A 19,508-nucleotide genomic window follows, 5' to 3' on the forward strand; every position below is an offset into this window, starting at 1 on the left:
AATACAAACTAAACTAGCTTAATCTCTCTTCTAATTTGAAATCGATTGGTAGGGTTGCTAGAAACCGTTCCAATTGTTTTTCCCAGTAGTACCATTCGTGAGTTCCGGCGCTATGACTATAGGTCACATCAAATCCCAGTTTTTTGAGATTTTTCACTGCGAGATTATTGGCTTTATACAAGAAATCCTGCTCGCCACACCAAGCCCACAGCTTGGTCTTTTTATCCGATTTTTTAGCCAGACTTTCTAGAGAATAGGGACTAGCTGTCCAATCTTTTATCTCCCCAAACACGCCTCTCCAATACGCTGGTGTTCCCAGGTTTTGGCTCTCAGGAGAAAAATCTTGAAAGCTAAGGGCACCTGAAAAGCTAGCTGCATGAGAGAAACGATTTGTAGCAAGAGCCAGTTTGAAACAACCGTAGCCCCCCATAGAGAGACCAGCGATAAAGGTCTTTTCACGCTTGCTAGTCATGTTAGGGAAGAAGCGTTTTAGAACCTGTGGCAATTCCACTGCTAGAGCTGTGTAATAGTCAAAACCATACTGGGTATCGGTATACCAACCGTTGCTGGTATTGGGCATAACAACGATGATATTAGTGCCTCGAAGCAAGCGTTCTACATTGGTCCGCTTGAGCCAACTATTATGATTGCCAGACATCCCGTGCAAAAGGTACAAGACGGGAATATCTTCACAATCTGGTTCTTCCACTCGATTAGCATCAGGATAGAGGACATTCACTCCCCACTCCATATCCAAGACTTGTGAGTAATACTCGATTTTCATTACTGCCATAATTTTTCCTCTATTTTTCTATAAGAAAAAGCCGAAATTCGACTTTCTCTCCGTTTATTTCAACAATTATTTCGCTTCCATGACTACTGGTAAAATAGCTGGACGACGTTTGGTTTGGTCAAAGAGATACTTGGTAAGATTATCACGAACCTTCCCTTTAAGATCTGCCCAGTCAAAGTCATCTCCTTGAAGATAATCTTCTACTGTTTGGTTAATCAATTCTGAACTTTCACGGAGAATATCGCGACTCTTCTTGAGGTAAACGAATCCGCGCGTATGAACACGGGCCTTGGCCACAATTTTCTTCTCACGACGGTTAACGGTGATTGCTACGATGAAAATACCATCCTCTGACAAGACCTTACGGTCACGAAGAACCACATTACCAACATCACCAATGGCATTCCCGTCAATCAAGACATCCCCTGCCGAAACCGCGCCAGCTGGGACAAAATCGCCATTCTCATAAGCCATGCTTGTTCCCTTTTTAGGGATGAAAATGCGTTCTGGCAACATACCTACTGCCATAGCAGCCTTAGCATGAGCATCCAACTCACGGTATTCTCCTTGAATTGGGAAGAGATACTTGGGTTGCAAGAGGTTAATCATCAACTGCAAATCACGCGCATTTCCGTGACCTGACACACGCAAGCTTTGAGTGATCAGTTTGACAACCCCGCCAGCTTGGTAAATCATGTTCTCCACACGCGCCATGACCGCCTCTTTGGCGATAGACGGAGTCGTTACGATATAGACCAAGTCACCATCCTTAATTTCCACATAACGGTGACGACCAATCGACATCTTGCGAAGACCGTTGATAGGCTCACCCATACGGCCTGTCTCAAGAATAATCAACTCATGGTCCTCAAAACGAGACATATCTTTTGGTTTAATCAAAAGACTTTCGTTAGCTAGAGACAATTTCTTAAGACGAATAGCAGTGCGGACGATATTTTCAATATCGAATCCTGTCAAGACCACACGACGACCTGTTGCATCCGCAGCGTCAAACACCTGCTGGATACGAGAGAGGTTGCTGGCTACTGCTGCAACAATGATACGACCATCCCAATCAGAAATGGTTTGAGTGATCTCATCCCCAACTTCACTTTCGCTAGCCACTTGGATATTACTATCTGCATTGGCTGAATCGCTAAGAAGAGCTAGAACTCCATCACGACCGATTTCTGCCAAACGAGCGAAGTCTGTGGCATAAGATTCACTAGCTGTCTGGTCAAATTTGAAGTCACCTGTGTAAACGATACTACCTTCAGCTGTCTTCAAGACAACACCCAGACTTTCTGGGATAGAGTGGGTCGTACGGAAGAAGGACACTACAGTCCCTCCAAAATCTATCTCCGTATCCTCATCAATGACATGGAAATCATTAAATTTCTTAACTGTGTCATTTCCTTTGACAAAGAGTTTGGCCAACTCAATGGTCAGCTCAGACCCAAATACAGGTACCTTGGCTTCCGCCAAGAGATAAGGCAGAGCACCAATGGCATCCGCATGGCCGTGGGTCAAGAAGACTCCAGCGATACGGTCGCTATTTTCAAAAAGGTAGTCCATATTTGGAATAACGACATCCACCCCTAGTTGTTCATTTTCAGGGTATTTCAGACCTGCATCCAAAACGAAAATAGACCCATCGATTTCAGCGATATACATATTTTTCCCGTTTTCACGTACACCACCAAGTGTTGTTAAACTGATATTACTCATTTTTCCTCCGAAAGCTTAGTTTATCTTGATTATAGGGTTGCTTACCCTCTTATTCTAAAAGCACTACTTTTAGCCGAATCTTTTCCTACCATTATACCATTTTTTTGATGATTTTCAAAATGAAGATTTGTTTTCAAAAAAGAGCTGGTTCCCCAACTCTTTCCTATGATCTACTCTTTTTCCATTAAAAAGTCATAAATTTCTTGCACAGTGCCCAGCGCCATCATTTCTTGGTCTTTGACGGTTTGTTTGAGATTTTGGTAAATCTGACTTTCTCCGATTTCTCGCTTTGGCGCCTCTTTATTGACTGTCATGACCCCATCTTTGATCGTCACAAAGCCTAGCTCTTCAAATACTTGAATCATCTTGACTAGCAAGATTTGTTGGATATTAAGATAAGTAGCCAAATCTTTCAGCTTGTAGCGAATATCAAACTCTGGAAACTGATAGATCGTCTTGTACAATTTGGCAAACTGCTCTCTAGTCCCATAACCTGTTAGATAGTAGGCCTTTTCAATGTCATTTTTGAAATAAACAGCAGAGAAATTTTGTTCCTGAAAAATGGTCTTCAGCTGAGTAATATCCTCAGGAATGGTTTTTACAACCACAGCATCACTAGCTACTAAATCTGGTAATTCTCCAGAAAAGTCCAAGACTGGAACCCCTTCTGGCAAGACTGCATTTTTCCCACGAATGTTAAAAAGTTGAACACCCTCCACCCGCGCATCCACCATCATCAACTGGAGGGCAGTTTGCCCATTCCATTGGTTGACAGACAATTTGACTGCCAACTCTAGATTCTTGGTTTGAGAAAATTCTGTCGCCCATTTTCCTTGACCGAAGGCTACTACTTCAAAACTCGCCTCACCCTTAGAGATTTTCAGCTTGAGATGGGCATTGCCTGTCCCCATGGTACGAGCACTTTCAACCTGAAAATCCTTGACATAAAAGACAGGTTTCTGATTGTCCATGCCAAAAGGTGCCAAACGTTCAAAACTTTTGACCGTTTCCAAGCTAAGTGTCTCCAAATCTAGCTCTTCATCTAGATTTAACTTGTTCTTGCCAGCAGCATCTGCTCCTTTTTCACGGACATAATCTTCCAAAACCTGAGATAAATCTGAGAGTTTCTCAACTTCCAGCGTCATTCCTGCCGCACCAGCATGACCACCAAAGGCTATGAAGAGGTCTCTATGAGGATCCAGAGCTTCAAAAATATCGACCGCTTCCACACTACGAGCACTGCCCTTGGCACGACCGTCCTCTATATTGAGAACAATGACTGTCTGCCCTAGTTCTTCCAACAAACGACCAGCCACAATTCCTAGAACCCCAGGATTCCAACCTTCCTTAGCCAAGACTTGGACCTTCTTCTCAGGGTCCACCATGGTCTTAGCTTCTTCATAAATAGACTGGACGATTTCCTTGCGCTCTTCGTTTTTCTGGTGAATCATAAGGGCAATCTCACGCGCTTCCTCATCATCAAATCCAGTCAACAAATCAATGGCAGGATTGGGATCATCCAAGCGGCCCAAGGCATTCAAACGAGGGGCAATCTGGAAACCAACCGTTTCTTCTGTTACTTCGTTGGCGGCAATCCCAGCCATGTCCAGCATTTCTTGTAAACCAATGCGCTGAGTATGCCCCAGCATTTCTAGACCATATTGAACCAAGATACGGTTTTCATCCGTCAAACTAACCATATCTGCAATGGTACCAATAGCGACCAAATCAAGCAATTCCACTTGTACTTCTTCTAACAGGGCACAAGCCAGCTTGAAAGCCACTCCACAACCAGCCAAATATTTGAAAGGATAGTCCGCATCCGGATGTTCAGGATGGACAATGGCATAGGCATCTGGTAAGGTTTCAGGCATGGAATGATGGTCAGTCACAATGACATCCACTCCCATAGACTGGGCCAATTCAATAGCCTCGTGACCCGCAACCCCATTGTCCACTGTCACAATCAAGGAAATTCCTTCTTGCTCGATAAAATATTTATAAACACTGGCATTAGGTCCATAACCGTCGGTAAAACGATTGGGCAGATAAACCCGGCACTCAGCACCAAGCTGTTCCAAACTTTCCTTCACAATAGAAGCCGAAGTCATACCATCCGCATCATAGTCTCCATAGATGAGAATATTTTCCCCTTCTTCAATGGCCTGACGAATCCGTTCTACTGCCTTGTCCATATCATGGAGCAGATAGGGATCGTGCAAGTCTTCCAAAGAAGGTTCTAAGAACTTCTTTAGACTTTCTTGGTCCTGAATCCCTCTTTCAAATAATAACCGAGCCACCTCAGGACCCAGTCCAGCCTTCTTGGCTATCTTTGTAAAATCCGCATCTTCTACTTGCGGGGCAAACTGCCATTCATAAGTAGGTGTTATCAACAAGACATCCACTCTTTCTAAGAATTCTATTGCTTCATTATAACATGATTTAGGCTTTTTCTCTATCCTGATTGCTTTCTACAAAAATTTTACTAACTTTTTTCTGATATGATTTGACAAGAAAAATCTTTTGGTGTAGAATCATGTTATAAAATCTAACACAAAGGAGATTTCTTATGGCTTTAGTAGAATTTGAACACGTCGAAAAATATTACGGAGACTACCACGCACTCCGCGACATCAATCTCCGTTTTGAAAAAGGGCAAGTCGTTGTACTCCTTGGACCTTCTGGTTCTGGGAAGTCCACTCTTATCCGTACGATTAATGGTTTAGAGGCTATCGACAAGGGAAGTCTTCTAGTAAATGGTCACCAAGTTGCTGGTGCCAACCAGAAAGATTTGGTGCCTCTTCGTAAAGAAGTTGGCATGGTTTTCCAGCATTTTAACCTCTATCCACACAAAACGGTGTTAGAAAACGTAACACTCGCACCCATAAAAGTTCTAGGAATTGATAAAAAAGAAGCTGAAAAAACAGCCCAAAAATATCTGGAATTTGTAAATATGTGGGACAAGAAAGATTCTTATCCAGCCATGCTATCTGGTGGACAAAAACAACGGATTGCCATCGCACGTGGACTCGCTATGCATCCTGAACTCCTCCTCTTTGATGAGCCAACATCTGCTCTTGACCCTGAAACCATCGGCGATGTTCTGGCAGTTATGCAAAAATTAGCCCACGATGGTATGAATATGATTGTCGTGACCCATGAAATGGGCTTCGCCCGTGAAGTTGCTGACCGCATCATCTTTATGGCTGACGGAGAGGTTTTGGTGGATACGACAGATGTTGATGACTTTTTCGACAATCCAAGCGAACCTCGTGCCCAACAATTCCTCAGCAAAATCATCAACCACGAAAGTGACAAAGTCAAATAAGGAGGCGCCTATGAAAAAGAAATTCTTTCTATCCGCATTATTGATTAGCCTTTTCGGCCTTGCTGCTGCAAAACCAGTTCAGGCTGATACCAGTGTCACAGACATTCAAAAGAGAGGCGAGCTGGTTGTCGGTGTGAAACAAGACGTTCCCAACTTCGGCTACAAGGATCCCAAGACAGGGACCTATTCTGGTATCGAAACCGACTTGGCCAAGATGGTAGCTGATGAACTCAAAGTCAAGGTTCGTTATGTGCCGGTTACAGCACAAACTCGCGGACCCCTTCTAGACAATGAACAGGTCGATATGGATATCGCGACCTTTACCATCACAGATGAACGCAAAAAACTCTACAACTTCACAAGCCCCTACTACACGGACGCTTCTGGCTTTTTGGTCAATAAGTCTGCCAAAATCAAAAGCATTGAGGATCTAAATGGAAAAACCATCGGTGTTGCCCAAGGTTCCATCACCCAACGCCTGATTACTGAACTGGGTAAAAAGAAAGGTCTAAAGTTTAAATTCGTCGAACTTGGTTCCTACCCAGAATTGATTACTTCCCTTCATGCCCATCGTATTGATGCTTTCTCCGTTGACCGCTCGATTCTGTCTGGCTACATTAGTAAACGGACAGAACTGCTAAATGATAGTTTCAAGCCATCTGACTACGGTATCGTTACCAAGAAATCAAATACAGAACTCAACGATTATCTTGATAACTTGGTTACCAAATGGAGCAAGGACGGCAGTTTGCAGAAACTCTATGACCGTTACAAGCTGAAACCATCTAGCCATACCGCAGATTAAGGAGGACACCCCATGACAGATTTATCATCTTGGACATCCTATTTTCAGGATTTTGGACAATTTTTCAATGGTTTCCTCTTCACCCTTGCCCTAGCGATTGGATCCTTTATCCTAGCCATGGTTTTAGGCATCTTCTTCGGAGCCATGTCGACCAGTAAACGTCCAATTTTGCGTATTTTAGCTCGTATCTTTGTCGAATTTTATCAAAATACTCCCCTCTTGGTGCAGTTTGTTATCGTTTTTTATGGTTTGCCTCTTATTAGTGACCATATCATCATGATTCCGATTTATTGGACAGCTGTACTCTGCGTAGGGCTCTATCACGGTGCCTATATCGCCGAGGTTATTCGCTCAGGTATTCAGTCTATTCCTAGCGGTCAGATGGAAGCTGCCTTATCGCAAGGGTTTACCTATATCAGTGCCATGCGCTTGATTATCTTGCCTCAGGCCTTCCGTATTATTCTCCCTCCTTTGACCAATCAAATTGTCAACCTCATCAAGAACACTTCTACAGTCGCTATCATCTCTGGTGTAGACTTGATGTTTGTGACCAAGTCTTGGTCAGCTCTCAACGGAAACTACATCCCAGCCTTTCTAGGTGCTGCCCTTCTCTACTTTTCTCTATGCTTCCCTGTTGCCCAGTTTGGTCGCAAGATGGAGCAAGCCAACAAAAAAGCCTATTCACTTTAGGAGGTTACTATGGAATCCATTTTAGAAGTTTTGACCCCAGATAACCTAGTCTTTATCTTTAAAGGATTTGGCTTGACCCTCTACATTTCTCTAATCGCTATCGTCCTCTCTACCCTTATCGGAACGGTGCTAGCCGTCATGAGAAATGGCAAAAATCCTGTCTTACGAATCATCTCCAGCATTTACATCGAGTTTGTGCGTAATGTTCCCAACCTCCTCTGGATTTTCACCATCTTTTTGGTTTTCAAGATGAAATCTACTCCAGCAGGTATTACAGCCTTCACCCTCTTTACCTCAGCAGCCTTGGCTGAGATTATCCGAGGCGGTCTCAACGCCGTAGACAAGGGACAGTACGAAGCAGGAATGTCACAAGGCTTCACCTCAGCCCAAATCCTCTACTACATCATTCTCCCACAAGCTATCCGTAAAATGTTGCCAGCCATCATTTCTCAGTTTGTAACCGTGATTAAGGATACCAGTCTTCTCTACTCTGTTATCGCCCTACAAGAACTCTTTGGAGCCAGCCAAATTCTCATGGGCCGTTATTTCGAACCAGAGCAGGTCTTCAGTCTTTATATCCTGATTGCCCTCATCTACTTCAGCTTTAACCTAGCAATTTCTAGCCTGTCTCATATGCTAGCAAAACGTTGGCAACAAGCTACAGAATAATAAATTAACTCTCCAAGTACATGGAGAGTTTTTTCTACGCAATCTCAAAAAAACACTGCCAGATTTCTAGCAGTGTTTTGAGTTTTATTTATCTTAGTAAACTGTTTTTTCAGTTTCTACATCGAAGAAGTGTGCTTTGTTCAAGTCAAATCCAAGTTCAACTGTTGCACCTGTTTGCAAGTAGTCACGAGCATCAACTTTGGCAACAAATTCATCTTTACCAACTTGGCAGTAAAGGTGAGATTCTGAACCAAGCAATTCTGATACAGAGATAGTAGCTTTGACAACTGATTCTGGGAATGTTTCAAGGAAAGCAGGTTCTGCATTCACGTCTTCTGGACGGATACCGAAGATCAATTCTTTACCTTCGTAGCCTTTGTCACGAAGAACTTTCAATGCTCCTTCTGGAACTTTCAAACGGAAACCGTCAGAAACAATTTCGCTACCAACCAATTTCACATTGATGAAGTTCATAGCTGGGCTTCCGATGAATCCTGCTACGAATTTGTTAACTGGGTTTTTGTAAACTTCTTGAGGAGTGCCGATTTGTTCTACACGTCCGATAGTACCTGTACCAGCAGGGTTCTTAGTTGCTGACATGATAACGATACGGTCTGCAAGTGTCATCGCTTCTGTTTGGTCGTGAGTTACGTAGATAGTTGTAGCTCCGATACGACGGTGGATTTTAGCGATTTCAGCACGCATTGATACACGAAGTTTGGCATCCAAGTTTGACAAAGGTTCGTCCATCAAGAATACTTTTGCATCACGGACGATAGCACGACCCATGGCAACACGTTGACGTTGACCACCTGAAAGGTCAGCTGGTTTACGATCCAAGAATTCTTTCAAACCAAGGATTGCTGCTGCTTCTTGCACACGTTTGTCGATGTCTTCTTTGCTGTATTTACGCAATTTCAAACCGAAAGCCATGTTGTCATAAACAGTCATGTGTGGGTAAAGAGCGTAGTTTTGGAATACCATGGCGATGTCACGGTCTTTTGGAGCTACGTCGTTGACAACCACGCCATCGATAGATGCAGTACCTTCTGTGATGTCTTCAAGACCAGCAATCATACGAAGAGTTGTTGATTTACCACATCCTGAAGGACCTACGAAAACGATAAACTCTTTGTCTTTGATGTCCAAGTTGAAGTCTTCAACTGAATAGTGTTCGCTGTTTGGATATTTTTTGTAAATATTTTTAAGATTCAATTCTACCATGAGGTGAACTCCTTTTGTCTTTTGATAGTTTTATTATAGATGAAAACGCTTTACATTTCTATGGCAAGATGACCAAAAAAATAAAAAAGTTCTGTGCAACTTGCACAAAACTTTAGAGAATATCTGGTAAAATCAACTGATAACACAAGGTCAGGTCAGTCAATTCCTTCAATTGAAGCCCTGTCAATTCTTCCCACTTATCAATCTTGTATTGGAGAGAATTACGGTGCAGATAGAGTTGCTGGGCTGTTTTAGTGAGAACAGCACTATTTTCCCAAAGAGAGAGAATGATTTCCTGAATCTGGTCTTGATCCAAAATCATCTGGTGTAGACATTCTTTAATGACTCTCAGGTCCACAATTCTTTCCCCCATACTCCAAAGATAGAGATGAGAAAAAGCATGAACACCTTGGTGACCCTGACGCCACCAAGTCTTAAACAAATCGCGCTCTGCTTTGATTAAGTCTGACAGGGCTTGATGTCCTGTCTGAGACCAAACCTGGCCTAACATGATAGAGAGACGCAGTCCAAAGTCATACTCAACCGCTTCAATCGTATCACTTAAAATAGCTCGTACAGAAGTGTATTTGTCTTGTTGAAGCACGAAAACATAATCCTGAGCTCCGACCTGCAGCACCGTCTGACAGTTAGGAAAAAGAGTCCGCATCATATCTAGCCAAGAAGCTAGATTTTCCTGCTGAAAATAGGAAAGATGGCAATAAACCAGCTGAATCTTTTTGAAAGCTTGCGGTGCCTGCCCCTTTCCCTCAATCAGATAGGGATACCAAGGATTGAGAGAACTAGCCTGCTCCTGCTGGGTCAAAAGGGCAATCAACTGCTTTTCACGCTCACTGAGATCAGCTTCCTCCAGCAAAATCCACTGCTGAGAAGCTAAAGGAAGAGTAAGATATCCCTCTTTCTCAACAGGTTGGTCTAAAATCTGAGCCTCAGGAAACCAGTCTTGTAATTCCTTTGCAATCATATCCTAGCCCTCCACTTTTTGGATGCACCAAGAAATCAAGCTTTCAAGACGTTCCAGATTTTCAGTCATATGGAGATAACCCATCACGGCTTCAAAACCTGTGGACATACGGTAAGTCACCACATCAGCATTTTTAGCCTTGGTGTGACTATTGGTATTGCGACCACGTTTATAGATTTCTTCTTCTTTTTCTGTTAAGACCTGCTCCTCTAACATAAGGGAAATCAGGCGAGCCTGAGCCTTGGCTGAGACATACTTGGTCGCTTCTTGGTGGAGTTTATTGGGCTTGGTCATACCTTTGAGGATGAGGTGACGGCGAATATACATAGAATACACCGCGTCCCCCTCAAAAGCTAACGCAATCCCGTTAATGAGATTGACATCAATCACGTGTCCACCTCACTCCATCTTTGGTGTCTAGGAGCTTAATCCCTTGAGCAGCCAATTGGTCACGGATATGGTCCGCTGTCGCAAAGTCACGATTGGCACGCGCTTCTTGGCGTTTTTGGATCAAGTCTTCAATCTCTGCATCCAAAACTTCCTCAACAAAGACAATCCCAAAGACTTCTAACATGGCTGCAAGAGCTTCCTTAACACTTGCATCATAGTTGCCAGAATTGATCCACTTGGCCATTTCAAAGACTACTGTGATTCCATTTGCCGCGTTAAAATCTTCATCCATTGCTGCTACAAACTTATCTTTAAAAGCTTGCAACTCTTGAGCATTTACAGTTCCAGTAAATGGTTGCTCATAGGTGTTTTTCAAATACTTGAGATTGGTCTCAGCGTCTCGCACTGCCTTTTCCGTAAAGTTGATAGGCTTACGGTAATGTTGTGTCGCAAAGAAGAAACGAAGTACTTGGCCATCAAGGTTTTTGAGGGCATCGTGCACTGTGATAAAGTTGCCCAAGGATTTGGACATCTTGACATTGTCGATATTGACAAAGCCATTGTGCATCCAATAGTTGGCAAAGGTCTTGCCTGTTTTGGCTTCTGACTGGGCAATTTCATTGGTATGGTGAGGAAACTCTAGGTCAGCTCCACCACCGTGAATATCAATGGTGTCGCCCAAAATCTCTGTCGACATGACTGAACACTCGATGTGCCAGCCCGGACGACCAGGTCCCCAAGGACTGTCCCAAGAAATCTCGCCTGATTTGGCAGATTTCCAGAGGGCAAAGTCTACAGGATTTTCCTTACGAGCTGTTTCTTCATCGGTACGACCTGAAGCACCCAGCTCCAAATCTTCCAAGGTTTTATTAGCCAATTTGGCATAGTTGTGAGATTTTTCCACACGGAAATAGACATCTCCTTGACTCTCGTAGGCAAAGCCTTTTTCAATCAAATCTTCCACAAAGCGGATGATGTCAGCCATAAACTCCACCACACGCGGATGGCGGGTCGCAGGTTTGACGCCCAAGGCTGTCACATCCTCACGAAAGGCAGCGATGTACTTGTCCGCAACCTCCTGAGGCGTGATGCCTTCTTCCTTGGCACGGTTGATAATCTTATCATCCACATCCGTGAAATTAGAAATATAGGCAACTTCGTACCCACGATACTCAAAGTAACGTCGAATCGTATCAAAAGCTACCGTCGAACGGGCATTCCCTACGTGGATATAGTTATACACGGTTGGCCCACAAACATACATCTTGACCTTGCCGTCCTCAATCGGGACAAATTCTCGCAAATCACGAGACATAGTGTCATAGATTTTAATCATAAATCATAGTTAGGAAAGCTAAAATCCAAGAACAATTAGTTTCATCACTAAGAGTTCAATTGAATTTCAGTCCGAATCTCTCTACACTTCGGAATCCCTTGCTCCTTTCTCATTCAGATAAACCACCTGGGTCTGTTTGACAAAGCCAATTTTTTCATACAAGCGCTTGGCACCTACATTGCTGTCCTCTACTGCAATCTGAAATTCCTTGTCATTTTGCTCAATTAGTTGGTTGACAAGGGATTTTGCTAAGTAGCTTCCATAGCCTTTCCTACGTTCAGGTTCAGATATTGCTAACCCGTAGAAGTAATTCGTATTAGTCGATAAATCTACCGTACAAGTTCCAATAACCTGACCGTCTTTTAACAAAATATATAAGCGACTTTCTGGATCCTTCAGAGCTTCAGCGACATATCTATCCACAATCTCTCTGGATTCATGCTCTTCTGAGAATGCCTGAAATTTTAACTGACTGATTTGCTCCTGATACGAACTATCTGCTAACAAAACTTCAAGATTAGAAACCTTTGCTAACGGATAAGGTTTTCTATCCTTACCTAACCAAGTTTCTGTATCCTCGTCCTCGACCAATCCCCAGTTGCTAACAAAATCAGGATGGCGGTCTAGAAAAACACGCTCTGTCTGAAAAGTGACTGAATGAATCGGAAAAGAAGCTATTTCTCTCTCAAAACAAGTAAACAATGCACGCGCAATTCCCTGACGGCGATGATCTGGATGAACCAGTATCGTCACTTCCACATCTTGGTCATCTGCATAGACAGTTAATAAACCAACAAGTTCGCCTTTTTCATAATAAAGGAAAAAGGCGGGCATGTTTGGGTCAAAATTAAGCATGTTAGATAGATAGGGATCACGATAGGTACCGTCATAGTTTTGGCAACAGTTAATTAGTTTTTTCGCCTCAGATATCTCCTCTTGGCTTAACTTGTTTCTTGCTTGAATCATATAGGTATCCTCTACAACCCAGACGATCTGTGACTGGCTTCTTTAGCCTGCTCGAGTTTATTGACGTAGTACTCTCGTTTTTCTTCGACTTCGTGAATGACCGGCTCATCCTTTTTACCATGTACACGGACAATCTTAGCAGGAATACCGACAACCGTCACATCACTAGGTACGTCTGCTACAACAACTGCTGCAGCACCGACCTTGGCATTTTCACCGATTTCTACTGGTCCGATAACTTGGGCATGGGCTGATATGAGTGCTCCCTTTCGAACGGTCGGATGGCGTTTGCCACAGTCTTTCCCTGTTCCCCCAAGAGTCACCCCATGATAGAGGAGAACTCCCGTCTCAACGATAGCTGTCTCTCCAATCACCAGACCAGAACCATGGTCGATAAAGACACCTGAATCAATCTGGGCACCTGGATGAATCTCAATCTGAGTCCAAAAGCGCCAAAACTGACTGTGCATACGAGCCAAGAGTTTGAAGCCATGCTTCCAGAGAAAATGCGAAAGACGGTGGGCCGCCAAGGCCTTGACACCTGGATAAGTCAGCAAAACCTCCAAAGTGGTGCGGGCCGCTGGATCATTTTCTTTTACGATATCAATGGTTTCGCGCCACCATCCCATACATTTCTCCTTTTCTTATTCTGAATCTTTTGGTGTTTCTGTAAATTCTTTCTTAGGTTTGTGATCCTTGTGATGACGTGGGCGGTGAGGTCTCTCAGACTTTTCGCCTTTTTCATCACGTTCAGGTTTTGGAGGACGAGGAAGAAGGGCCTTCATAGAAGCATCCACACGTCCTTTTTCATCAATCTTGATAACCTTAACATCAACTTCATCCCCGATTGCTACCAAGTCTTCGACATTGTTGGTACGAGTCCAAGCCATCTCAGAGATATGAACAAGGGCATCTGTCTTATCAAAGAGGTTAACAAAGGCACCAAATTTCTCGATACGAACGACTTTAGCACGGTAAACTTCGTCCACTTTGGCTTCACGGACCAAACCAGCAATGATTTCTTTGGCACGGTTAATAGCATCTTGGTCGCTAGAGTAGATAGACACATTTCCTTCTTCATCGATATCAATCTTAACGCCTGTTTCAGCGATAATCTTGTCGATGGTTTCTCCACCCTTACCGATGACAATCTTAATCTTGTCCACATCAATCTTGATGGTATCAATTTTCGGAGCAGTTGGAGCCAATTCTGGACGAACTTCTGGAATGGTTGCTTCAATCACATCAAGGATTTCAAAACGCGCTTTCTTGGCTTGAGCAAGTGCTTCAGTCAAGATTTCTGCAGTGATTCCTTGAATCTTGATATCCATTTGAAGGGCTGTAATCCCGTCACGAGTACCTGCAACCTTAAAGTCCATATCTCCAAAGTGGTCTTCCAAACCTTGGATATCTGTCAAGACTGTATAGTTATTTCCATCTGAAATCAGACCCATGGCAATACCAGCTACTGGCGCCTTGATTGGCACACCACCAGCCATAAGGGCAAGAGTTCCTGCACAGATAGAAGCCTGAGATGAAGAACCGTTTGATTCCAAGACCTCAGCTACCAAGCGGATAGCGTATGGGAAGTCCTCCAAGCTTGGCAAGACTTGAGCAAGGGCACGCTCACCGAGAGCACCGTGACCAATCTCACGACGACCTGGCGCACCGTAGCGTCCAGTTTCCCCTACAGAATATTGTGGGAAGTTATAGTGGTGCATAAAGCGTTTCTTGTACTCTGGATCCAAACCATCAATGATTTGAGTTTCTCCCATTGGAGCCAAGGTCAAGACAGAAAGGGCCTGAGTTTGCCCACGAGTAAAGAGACCAGAGCCGTGCACACGAGGAAGGAAGTCAACAACCGCATCCAAAGGACGGATTTCATCAACCTTACGACCGTCAGGACGTACCTTGTCTTCTGTGATCAAACGACGCACTTCTGCGTGTTCCATTTGTTCCAAGATTTCAGCCACATCACGCATGATACGATCAAATTCTTCGTGGTCTGCATATTTTTCTTCATACACAGCAGTAACTTGGTCCTTAACTGCTTGAGTTGCAGCTTCACGAGCCAATTTTTCTTCTACTTGAACTGCCTTTTGGAGGTCACTGTTGTAGGCTGCGATAATTTCAGCCTGCAATTCAGCATCCACATGAAGCAATTCTACTTCTGCTTTTTCCTTACCAACTGCTGCAACGATTTCTTCTTGGAAGGCAATCAATTCTTTGACTGCTTCGTGCCCTTTAAGGAGGGCTTCCAGCATGATTTCTTCTGACAATTCTTTAGCACCAGACTCTACCATGTTGATGGCGTGTTTGGTACCAGCTACTGTCAATTCAAGGAGCGATTGCTCTGCTTGTTCTTGCGTAGGGTTGATGATGATTTGGCCATCTACATATCCCACTTGTACCCCAGCAATTGGTCCGTCAAATGGAATATCTGAAATGGAAAGTGCCAAGGATGAACCAAACATAGCTGCCATTGGAGCAGATGCATTTTCATCGTAAGAAAGAACCGTATTGATGACTTGAACTTCATTACGGAAACCTTCCGCAAACATAGGACGGATTGGACGGTCAATCAAACGCGCTGTCAATGTCGCATCCGTTGAAGGACGTCCTTCACGTTTCATAAAGCCACCAGGAAACTTCCCAGCCGCATACATTTTTTCTTCGTAGTTGACTTGAAGAGGGAAGAAATCTCCAGTTGCCATTTTCTTAGACATAACGGCAGCAGTCAAGACAGTTGACTCACCGTAACGTACAACAACTGCACCATTTGCTTGCTTAGCAACCTGACCAGTCTCTACGATTAACTCACGACCCGCAAAAGTCGTTTGAAACACTTGTTTTGTCATTTTAATCCCCTTTGGATTGATGAAATTATACGCCTTGCCTACAAAGATCAGGATACAAAGGGCGTGAAGAATCCCGTATGAAAATAGGAGATTGACGCAGTGTGCGATGCACACTAGGAAATCTATCTTTTTCACTAGGGATTTAGCCCGTGTTCAACTATTAGATACTTTGAAAAGTTTAAAAATATTATTCTTTAGTATTTTTCCTTTTTATAGCAGATTTGAATAGTTAAAAATCTGTTTATACCCTCATCTTTGTATCAAGTACGTACAGAGTCTATTTTATCATATTTTTCTTAAAAAGTGCGGCCTTTACCATTAAAAAGGAACCATTCCCCTCAGCTGAGAAGAATGGTTTGCTTTTTATTATCTTAGAGACTGGTGATTAAACAAGGCATGTGTTGCTTGGTGGATGTATTTTGCTGTTTCTGCATTGTTCATAGTGTAGAGATGCACACCTGCAACATCCTGAGTTACCAAGTCCACGATTTGATCCACTGCATAGGCAAGTCCTGCTGCTCTGAGCGACTCAGGGTCATGCTCATACTTGTCTAAGATGGCTTTAAATTTGCGTGGAAGATGGATATTCTCACAAGTCTTCAAGAGGCGGAGAGCCTGATTTCGATTCAGAATTGGCATAATCCCTGCATGAATGGGAACATCAATCCCAGCCAAGATGCACTTGTCTTGGAAATCGTAGAAGCGCTCATTGTCAAAGAAAAGCTGAGTTACAAGACTCGAACAACCTGCATCCACTTTCTTCTTAAGATTTTGAATATCTGAAATCTGATTTGGCGAATCTGGGTGTCCTTCTGGATAGCAAGCACCAACAATATCAAAGTGAGGGGCTTGTTCCTTGATGAACTCGATCAAGTCAGTTGCGTAGCGGAAATCCTTTTGTGGTTCCACATCTGGAATAATATCCCCACGAAGAGCCAAGATTTTCTGCACCCCAACCTTGTCCAAGTCAGCAATGGTTTCAGCAACCTTGTCCTTAGTCAAATAGATAGCTGGCAAGTGAGCAATAGTCGGAATCGTCAAGTCATTTTGGATAAAATCAGCCAAACGGACCGTCGTTTCCTTGATATTAAATTTATTATTGCTGGCAGTTACACTGATAAAGTGAGGAGCCAACTCCTGCATATCTTGAAGAGCAGAAATAATGTTATCGTTACCCACGGCTGGGTTGGGAGGGAACACTTCAAATGAGAGTGACGGTGTTTGGCGTGACATAGTCATTATCCTTTTCTAGTTGATTTTTTCGTTAGCTGGATTCCTAGAATCCAAGTGAAACAGGCAGATTGACCAAACAGCGCTTCTTGAGAAATCTTTATCTTACAATTTCTCACGCGCAGCTTTCGCTGCTTCAACAAGGCGGATCAAGCTTTCTTTTGTTTCTGGAATACCACGTGTTTTCAAACCACAGTCAGGGTTGATCCAAACTTTCTTGCTTGGCACTTTAGCAAGGATGGCTTCGATTGTATTGTCGATTTCGCCTTCATTTGGCACACGAGGTGAGTGGATATCGTAAACCCCAGGTCCCACTTCTGTTTGGAAGTTTTTCGCTTTGAGTTCGTCCAAGATTTCAAGGTTTGAACGGCTAGCCTCAAATGAGATAACGTCTGCATCCATGTTGTCGATAGCTGGGATGATATCTGTAAATTCTGAGTAACACATGTGAGTGTGGATTTGTGTGTCTGGCGCTACTGTTGAGTGTACCAATCGGAAGGCTGGAATAGCCCAGTCAAGGTAGTCTTCGTACCAGTCGCTACGACGGAGTGGCAATTTTTCACGAAGAGCAGCCTCGTCGATTTGGATGATTTTCACACCAGCAGCTTCAAGGTCAAGTACTTCATCCTTGATAGCAAGGGCGATTTGAAGAGTAGAATCCTTGATAGAGATGTCTTCACGTGGGAATGACCAGTTGAGGATAGTAACAGGTCCAGTCAACATACCTTTAACAGGTTTGTTTGTACGGCTTTGTGCATAGCTAGACCATTTAACAGTGATAGGGTTAAGACGAGTTACATCACCCCAAATGATTGGTGGTTTAACCCCACGCATACCGTATGACTGTACCCAACCATTTTTAGAGAAGAGGTAACCTGACAAGTTTTGACCGAAGTACTCAACCATGTCATTACGCTCAAATTCACCGTGAACAAGGACATCAAAGTCGATATCTTCTTGCCATTTGATCCATTCATCGATCGTTTCAGCAAGGAAAGCGTCGTACTCTTCTTGAGACAATTCACCTTTACGGTAAGCCAAACGTTTAGCACGAACTTCTTTAGTTTGAGGGAATGAACCGATAGTTGTTGTTGGAAGAGCTGGAAGTTTGAATGCTTCTTCTTGGATAGCTTCACGTTCTGCAAAGGCTGGTAAACGAGTGTAGTCTGCGTCTGTCAAGCCAGCGATACGCGCACGAAGTTCAGCATTTTCACCCACACGCTCAGTCGCAAAGAGTTCTTTGTTAGCTGCAAGTGCTTCTTCACCTTGACCATTGCGGATAGCATCCAAATCACGAATCTCATCCAATTTTTCAACTGCAAAGGCAAAGTGGTTCAAGATTGCTGGTTCAAATTCTTCATTAGCAGTTGTAAATGGCACATGAAGAAGTGAGCATGAGCTTGTCAAGACAATGTTTTCAGCTGGGATTTGTTCAAGAACAGCCAAGCTCTTTTCATAGTTGTTACGCCAGATGTTTTTACCATTGACAATACCTGCGTAGAGAGTCTTGTCAGCTGGGAAGCCACCTTTAACCAATTCAAGAGTTTTCTTACCTTCAACGAAGTCCAAACCGATAGCATCTACTGGCAAGTTTACAAGGTCAGCGTAAACGTCACGAACGTCACCGAAGTAAGTTTGAAGCAAGACTTCAAGACCTTTTTTGTCAGCCAAAAGTTTGTTGTAGAGGTTCAAGAAAAGTGCTTTTTCTTCAGCTGTCAAGTCTTTAACAAGAGCCGCTTCATCCAATTGGATACGAGTTGCACCAAGTTCAGCCAATTTTGCAAAAACTTCTTGGTAAGCAGCAACTAAGCTGTCTACGAAGTCTTCTGCTTTCACACCTTCTTCAAAGTCTGACAATTGAAGGAAAGTGAATGGACCTACAAGAACTGGGCGAGTGTTCAATCCAAGTTCTTTTGCTTCTTGGAACTCATCAAAGATTTTGTGACCAGCCAATTTTACTTGGGTATCTTTTTCAAATTTAGGAACGATGTAGTGGTAGTTGGTATTGAACCACTTCTTCATTGGAAGGGCGCGAACGTCCCCTTTTTCTCCTTGGTAACCACGTCCCAAAGCGAAGTAGCGCTCAAGGTCAGACAAGTCCAAGTTTTGAACTGAAGCAGGTACCACGTTGAAAAGGAAAGCTGCATCTAGGAAGTTGTCATAGTGAGAAAAGTCATTTGATGGAATTTCAGTGATGCCTTTTTCTTTGACAATGTTCCAGTGTTTAGCACGCAATTCTTTTGCTGCTGAAAGGAGTTCTTCTTCTGAGATTTCTTTTCTAAAGTATTTTTCAGTTGTAAATTTTAATTCGCGGAATTCGCCCAAACGAGGGAAACCGATGATTGTAGTTGACATGATGTGTCCTCCAAAATTTGTTGTTGAAACTATCTTAACAGAAAAGAAATCATCTGTATAATTGTAAAAAATTAGGCTTTGATATAGTTTGAAACTATATCTCTGTTTTAAACAAAAGAAAAAGACCTGGGACAAATGTCTCAAATCCTTTGTG

At 43.2% G+C, this 19,508-nt stretch carries 16 protein-coding genes; 4 read left to right on the forward strand and 12 right to left on the reverse strand.

Annotation, left to right across the window (positions count from 1 at the left end; translation table 11 throughout):
- Nucleotides 1-13: 13 nt before the first annotated feature.
- The 3 genes from OCF95_RS04920 to recJ all read right to left on the reverse strand — a co-directional run bounded on the left by OCF95_RS04920 (nucleotide 14) and on the right by recJ (nucleotide 4,914).
- Nucleotides 14-793 (reverse strand): alpha/beta hydrolase, encoded by a 780-nt coding sequence (locus OCF95_RS04920; RefSeq protein ID WP_261105007.1) that lies wholly within the window; start codon nucleotides 791-793, stop codon nucleotides 14-16.
- 66 nt (nucleotides 794-859) lie between these two features.
- Nucleotides 860-2,521 (reverse strand): ribonuclease J, encoded by a 1,662-nt coding sequence (locus OCF95_RS04925; RefSeq protein WP_000065614.1) that lies wholly within the window; start codon nucleotides 2,519-2,521, stop codon nucleotides 860-862.
- Nucleotides 2,522-2,691: 170 nt separating this feature from the next.
- Nucleotides 2,692-4,914, reverse strand: a complete 2,223-nt coding sequence (gene recJ, locus OCF95_RS04930) for a single-stranded-DNA-specific exonuclease RecJ (RefSeq protein ID WP_261105057.1) — start codon at nucleotides 4,912-4,914, stop codon at nucleotides 2,692-2,694.
- A gap of 176 nt (nucleotides 4,915-5,090) precedes the next feature.
- Here recJ and OCF95_RS04935 point away from each other — a divergent pair, with 176 nt between their 5' ends.
- Genes OCF95_RS04935 through OCF95_RS04950 form a run of 4 tightly spaced genes read left to right on the forward strand, consistent with a single transcriptional unit; the run spans nucleotide 5,091 to nucleotide 8,013 of the window.
- Nucleotides 5,091-5,849, forward strand: coding sequence for an amino acid ABC transporter ATP-binding protein (locus OCF95_RS04935; protein WP_237447261.1), 759 nt, complete (start codon nucleotides 5,091-5,093; stop codon nucleotides 5,847-5,849).
- A gap of 10 nt (nucleotides 5,850-5,859) precedes the next feature.
- Complete coding sequence (locus OCF95_RS04940) at nucleotides 5,860-6,654, forward strand: transporter substrate-binding domain-containing protein (RefSeq protein ID WP_261105008.1); 795 nt, start codon at nucleotides 5,860-5,862, stop codon at nucleotides 6,652-6,654.
- A gap of 12 nt (nucleotides 6,655-6,666) precedes the next feature.
- Nucleotides 6,667-7,344 carry an amino acid ABC transporter permease gene (locus OCF95_RS04945; RefSeq protein ID WP_153223807.1) on the forward strand — a complete coding sequence of 226 codons (678 nt, stop codon included), beginning with the start codon at nucleotides 6,667-6,669 and terminating at the stop codon, nucleotides 7,342-7,344.
- 9 nt (nucleotides 7,345-7,353) lie between these two features.
- The gene (locus OCF95_RS04950) at nucleotides 7,354-8,013 is read left to right on the forward strand and encodes an amino acid ABC transporter permease (protein ID WP_237447260.1); all 660 of its coding nucleotides are present in this window, start codon (nucleotides 7,354-7,356) and stop codon (nucleotides 8,011-8,013) included.
- Between the two features lie 93 nt (nucleotides 8,014-8,106).
- Here the strand turns inward: OCF95_RS04950 and OCF95_RS04955 are convergent, their stop codons facing one another.
- From OCF95_RS04955 to metE, 9 genes are all read right to left on the reverse strand, one after another.
- On the reverse strand, nucleotides 8,107-9,237 hold the full coding sequence (locus tag OCF95_RS04955) for an ABC transporter ATP-binding protein (protein WP_000229944.1): 1,131 nt from the start codon (nucleotides 9,235-9,237) through the stop codon (nucleotides 8,107-8,109).
- A 112-nt stretch (nucleotides 9,238-9,349) separates the two neighbouring features.
- Complete coding sequence (locus OCF95_RS04960; protein WP_261051182.1) at nucleotides 9,350-10,219, reverse strand: PucR family transcriptional regulator; 870 nt, start codon at nucleotides 10,217-10,219, stop codon at nucleotides 9,350-9,352.
- Nucleotides 10,220-10,222: 3 nt separating this feature from the next.
- Complete coding sequence (locus tag OCF95_RS04965) at nucleotides 10,223-10,609, reverse strand: Mini-ribonuclease 3 (RefSeq protein WP_000567927.1); 387 nt, start codon at nucleotides 10,607-10,609, stop codon at nucleotides 10,223-10,225.
- Nucleotides 10,602-11,945 carry a cysteine--tRNA ligase gene (cysS, locus tag OCF95_RS04970; protein WP_000591110.1) on the reverse strand — a complete coding sequence of 448 codons (1,344 nt, stop codon included), beginning with the start codon at nucleotides 11,943-11,945 and terminating at the stop codon, nucleotides 10,602-10,604. The genes OCF95_RS04965 and cysS overlap by 8 nt, the downstream gene beginning before the upstream one ends.
- A gap of 81 nt (nucleotides 11,946-12,026) precedes the next feature.
- The gene (locus tag OCF95_RS04975) at nucleotides 12,027-12,911 is read right to left on the reverse strand and encodes a GNAT family N-acetyltransferase (RefSeq protein ID WP_261051183.1); all 885 of its coding nucleotides are present in this window, start codon (nucleotides 12,909-12,911) and stop codon (nucleotides 12,027-12,029) included.
- Nucleotides 12,912-12,922: 11 nt separating this feature from the next.
- Entirely contained in the window at nucleotides 12,923-13,540 is a 618-nt protein-coding gene (gene cysE, locus OCF95_RS04980) for a serine O-acetyltransferase (protein ID WP_049516296.1), read from the reverse strand.
- Between the two features lie 15 nt (nucleotides 13,541-13,555).
- On the reverse strand, nucleotides 13,556-15,769 hold the full coding sequence (pnp, locus tag OCF95_RS04985; RefSeq protein WP_261105009.1) for a polyribonucleotide nucleotidyltransferase: 2,214 nt from the start codon (nucleotides 15,767-15,769) through the stop codon (nucleotides 13,556-13,558).
- Between the two features lie 366 nt (nucleotides 15,770-16,135).
- Nucleotides 16,136-17,002 carry a methylenetetrahydrofolate reductase [NAD(P)H] gene (metF, locus tag OCF95_RS04990; RefSeq protein ID WP_084948120.1) on the reverse strand — a complete coding sequence of 289 codons (867 nt, stop codon included), beginning with the start codon at nucleotides 17,000-17,002 and terminating at the stop codon, nucleotides 16,136-16,138.
- A 102-nt stretch (nucleotides 17,003-17,104) separates the two neighbouring features.
- Nucleotides 17,105-19,354 (reverse strand): 5-methyltetrahydropteroyltriglutamate--homocysteine S-methyltransferase, encoded by a 2,250-nt coding sequence (metE, locus tag OCF95_RS04995; protein WP_084948050.1) that lies wholly within the window; start codon nucleotides 19,352-19,354, stop codon nucleotides 17,105-17,107.
- Nucleotides 19,355-19,508: the final 154 nt, after the last annotated feature.

The organism is Streptococcus mitis, from assembly GCF_946188615.1.
Classification (GTDB): domain Bacteria; phylum Bacillota; class Bacilli; order Lactobacillales; family Streptococcaceae; genus Streptococcus; species Streptococcus mitis_BZ.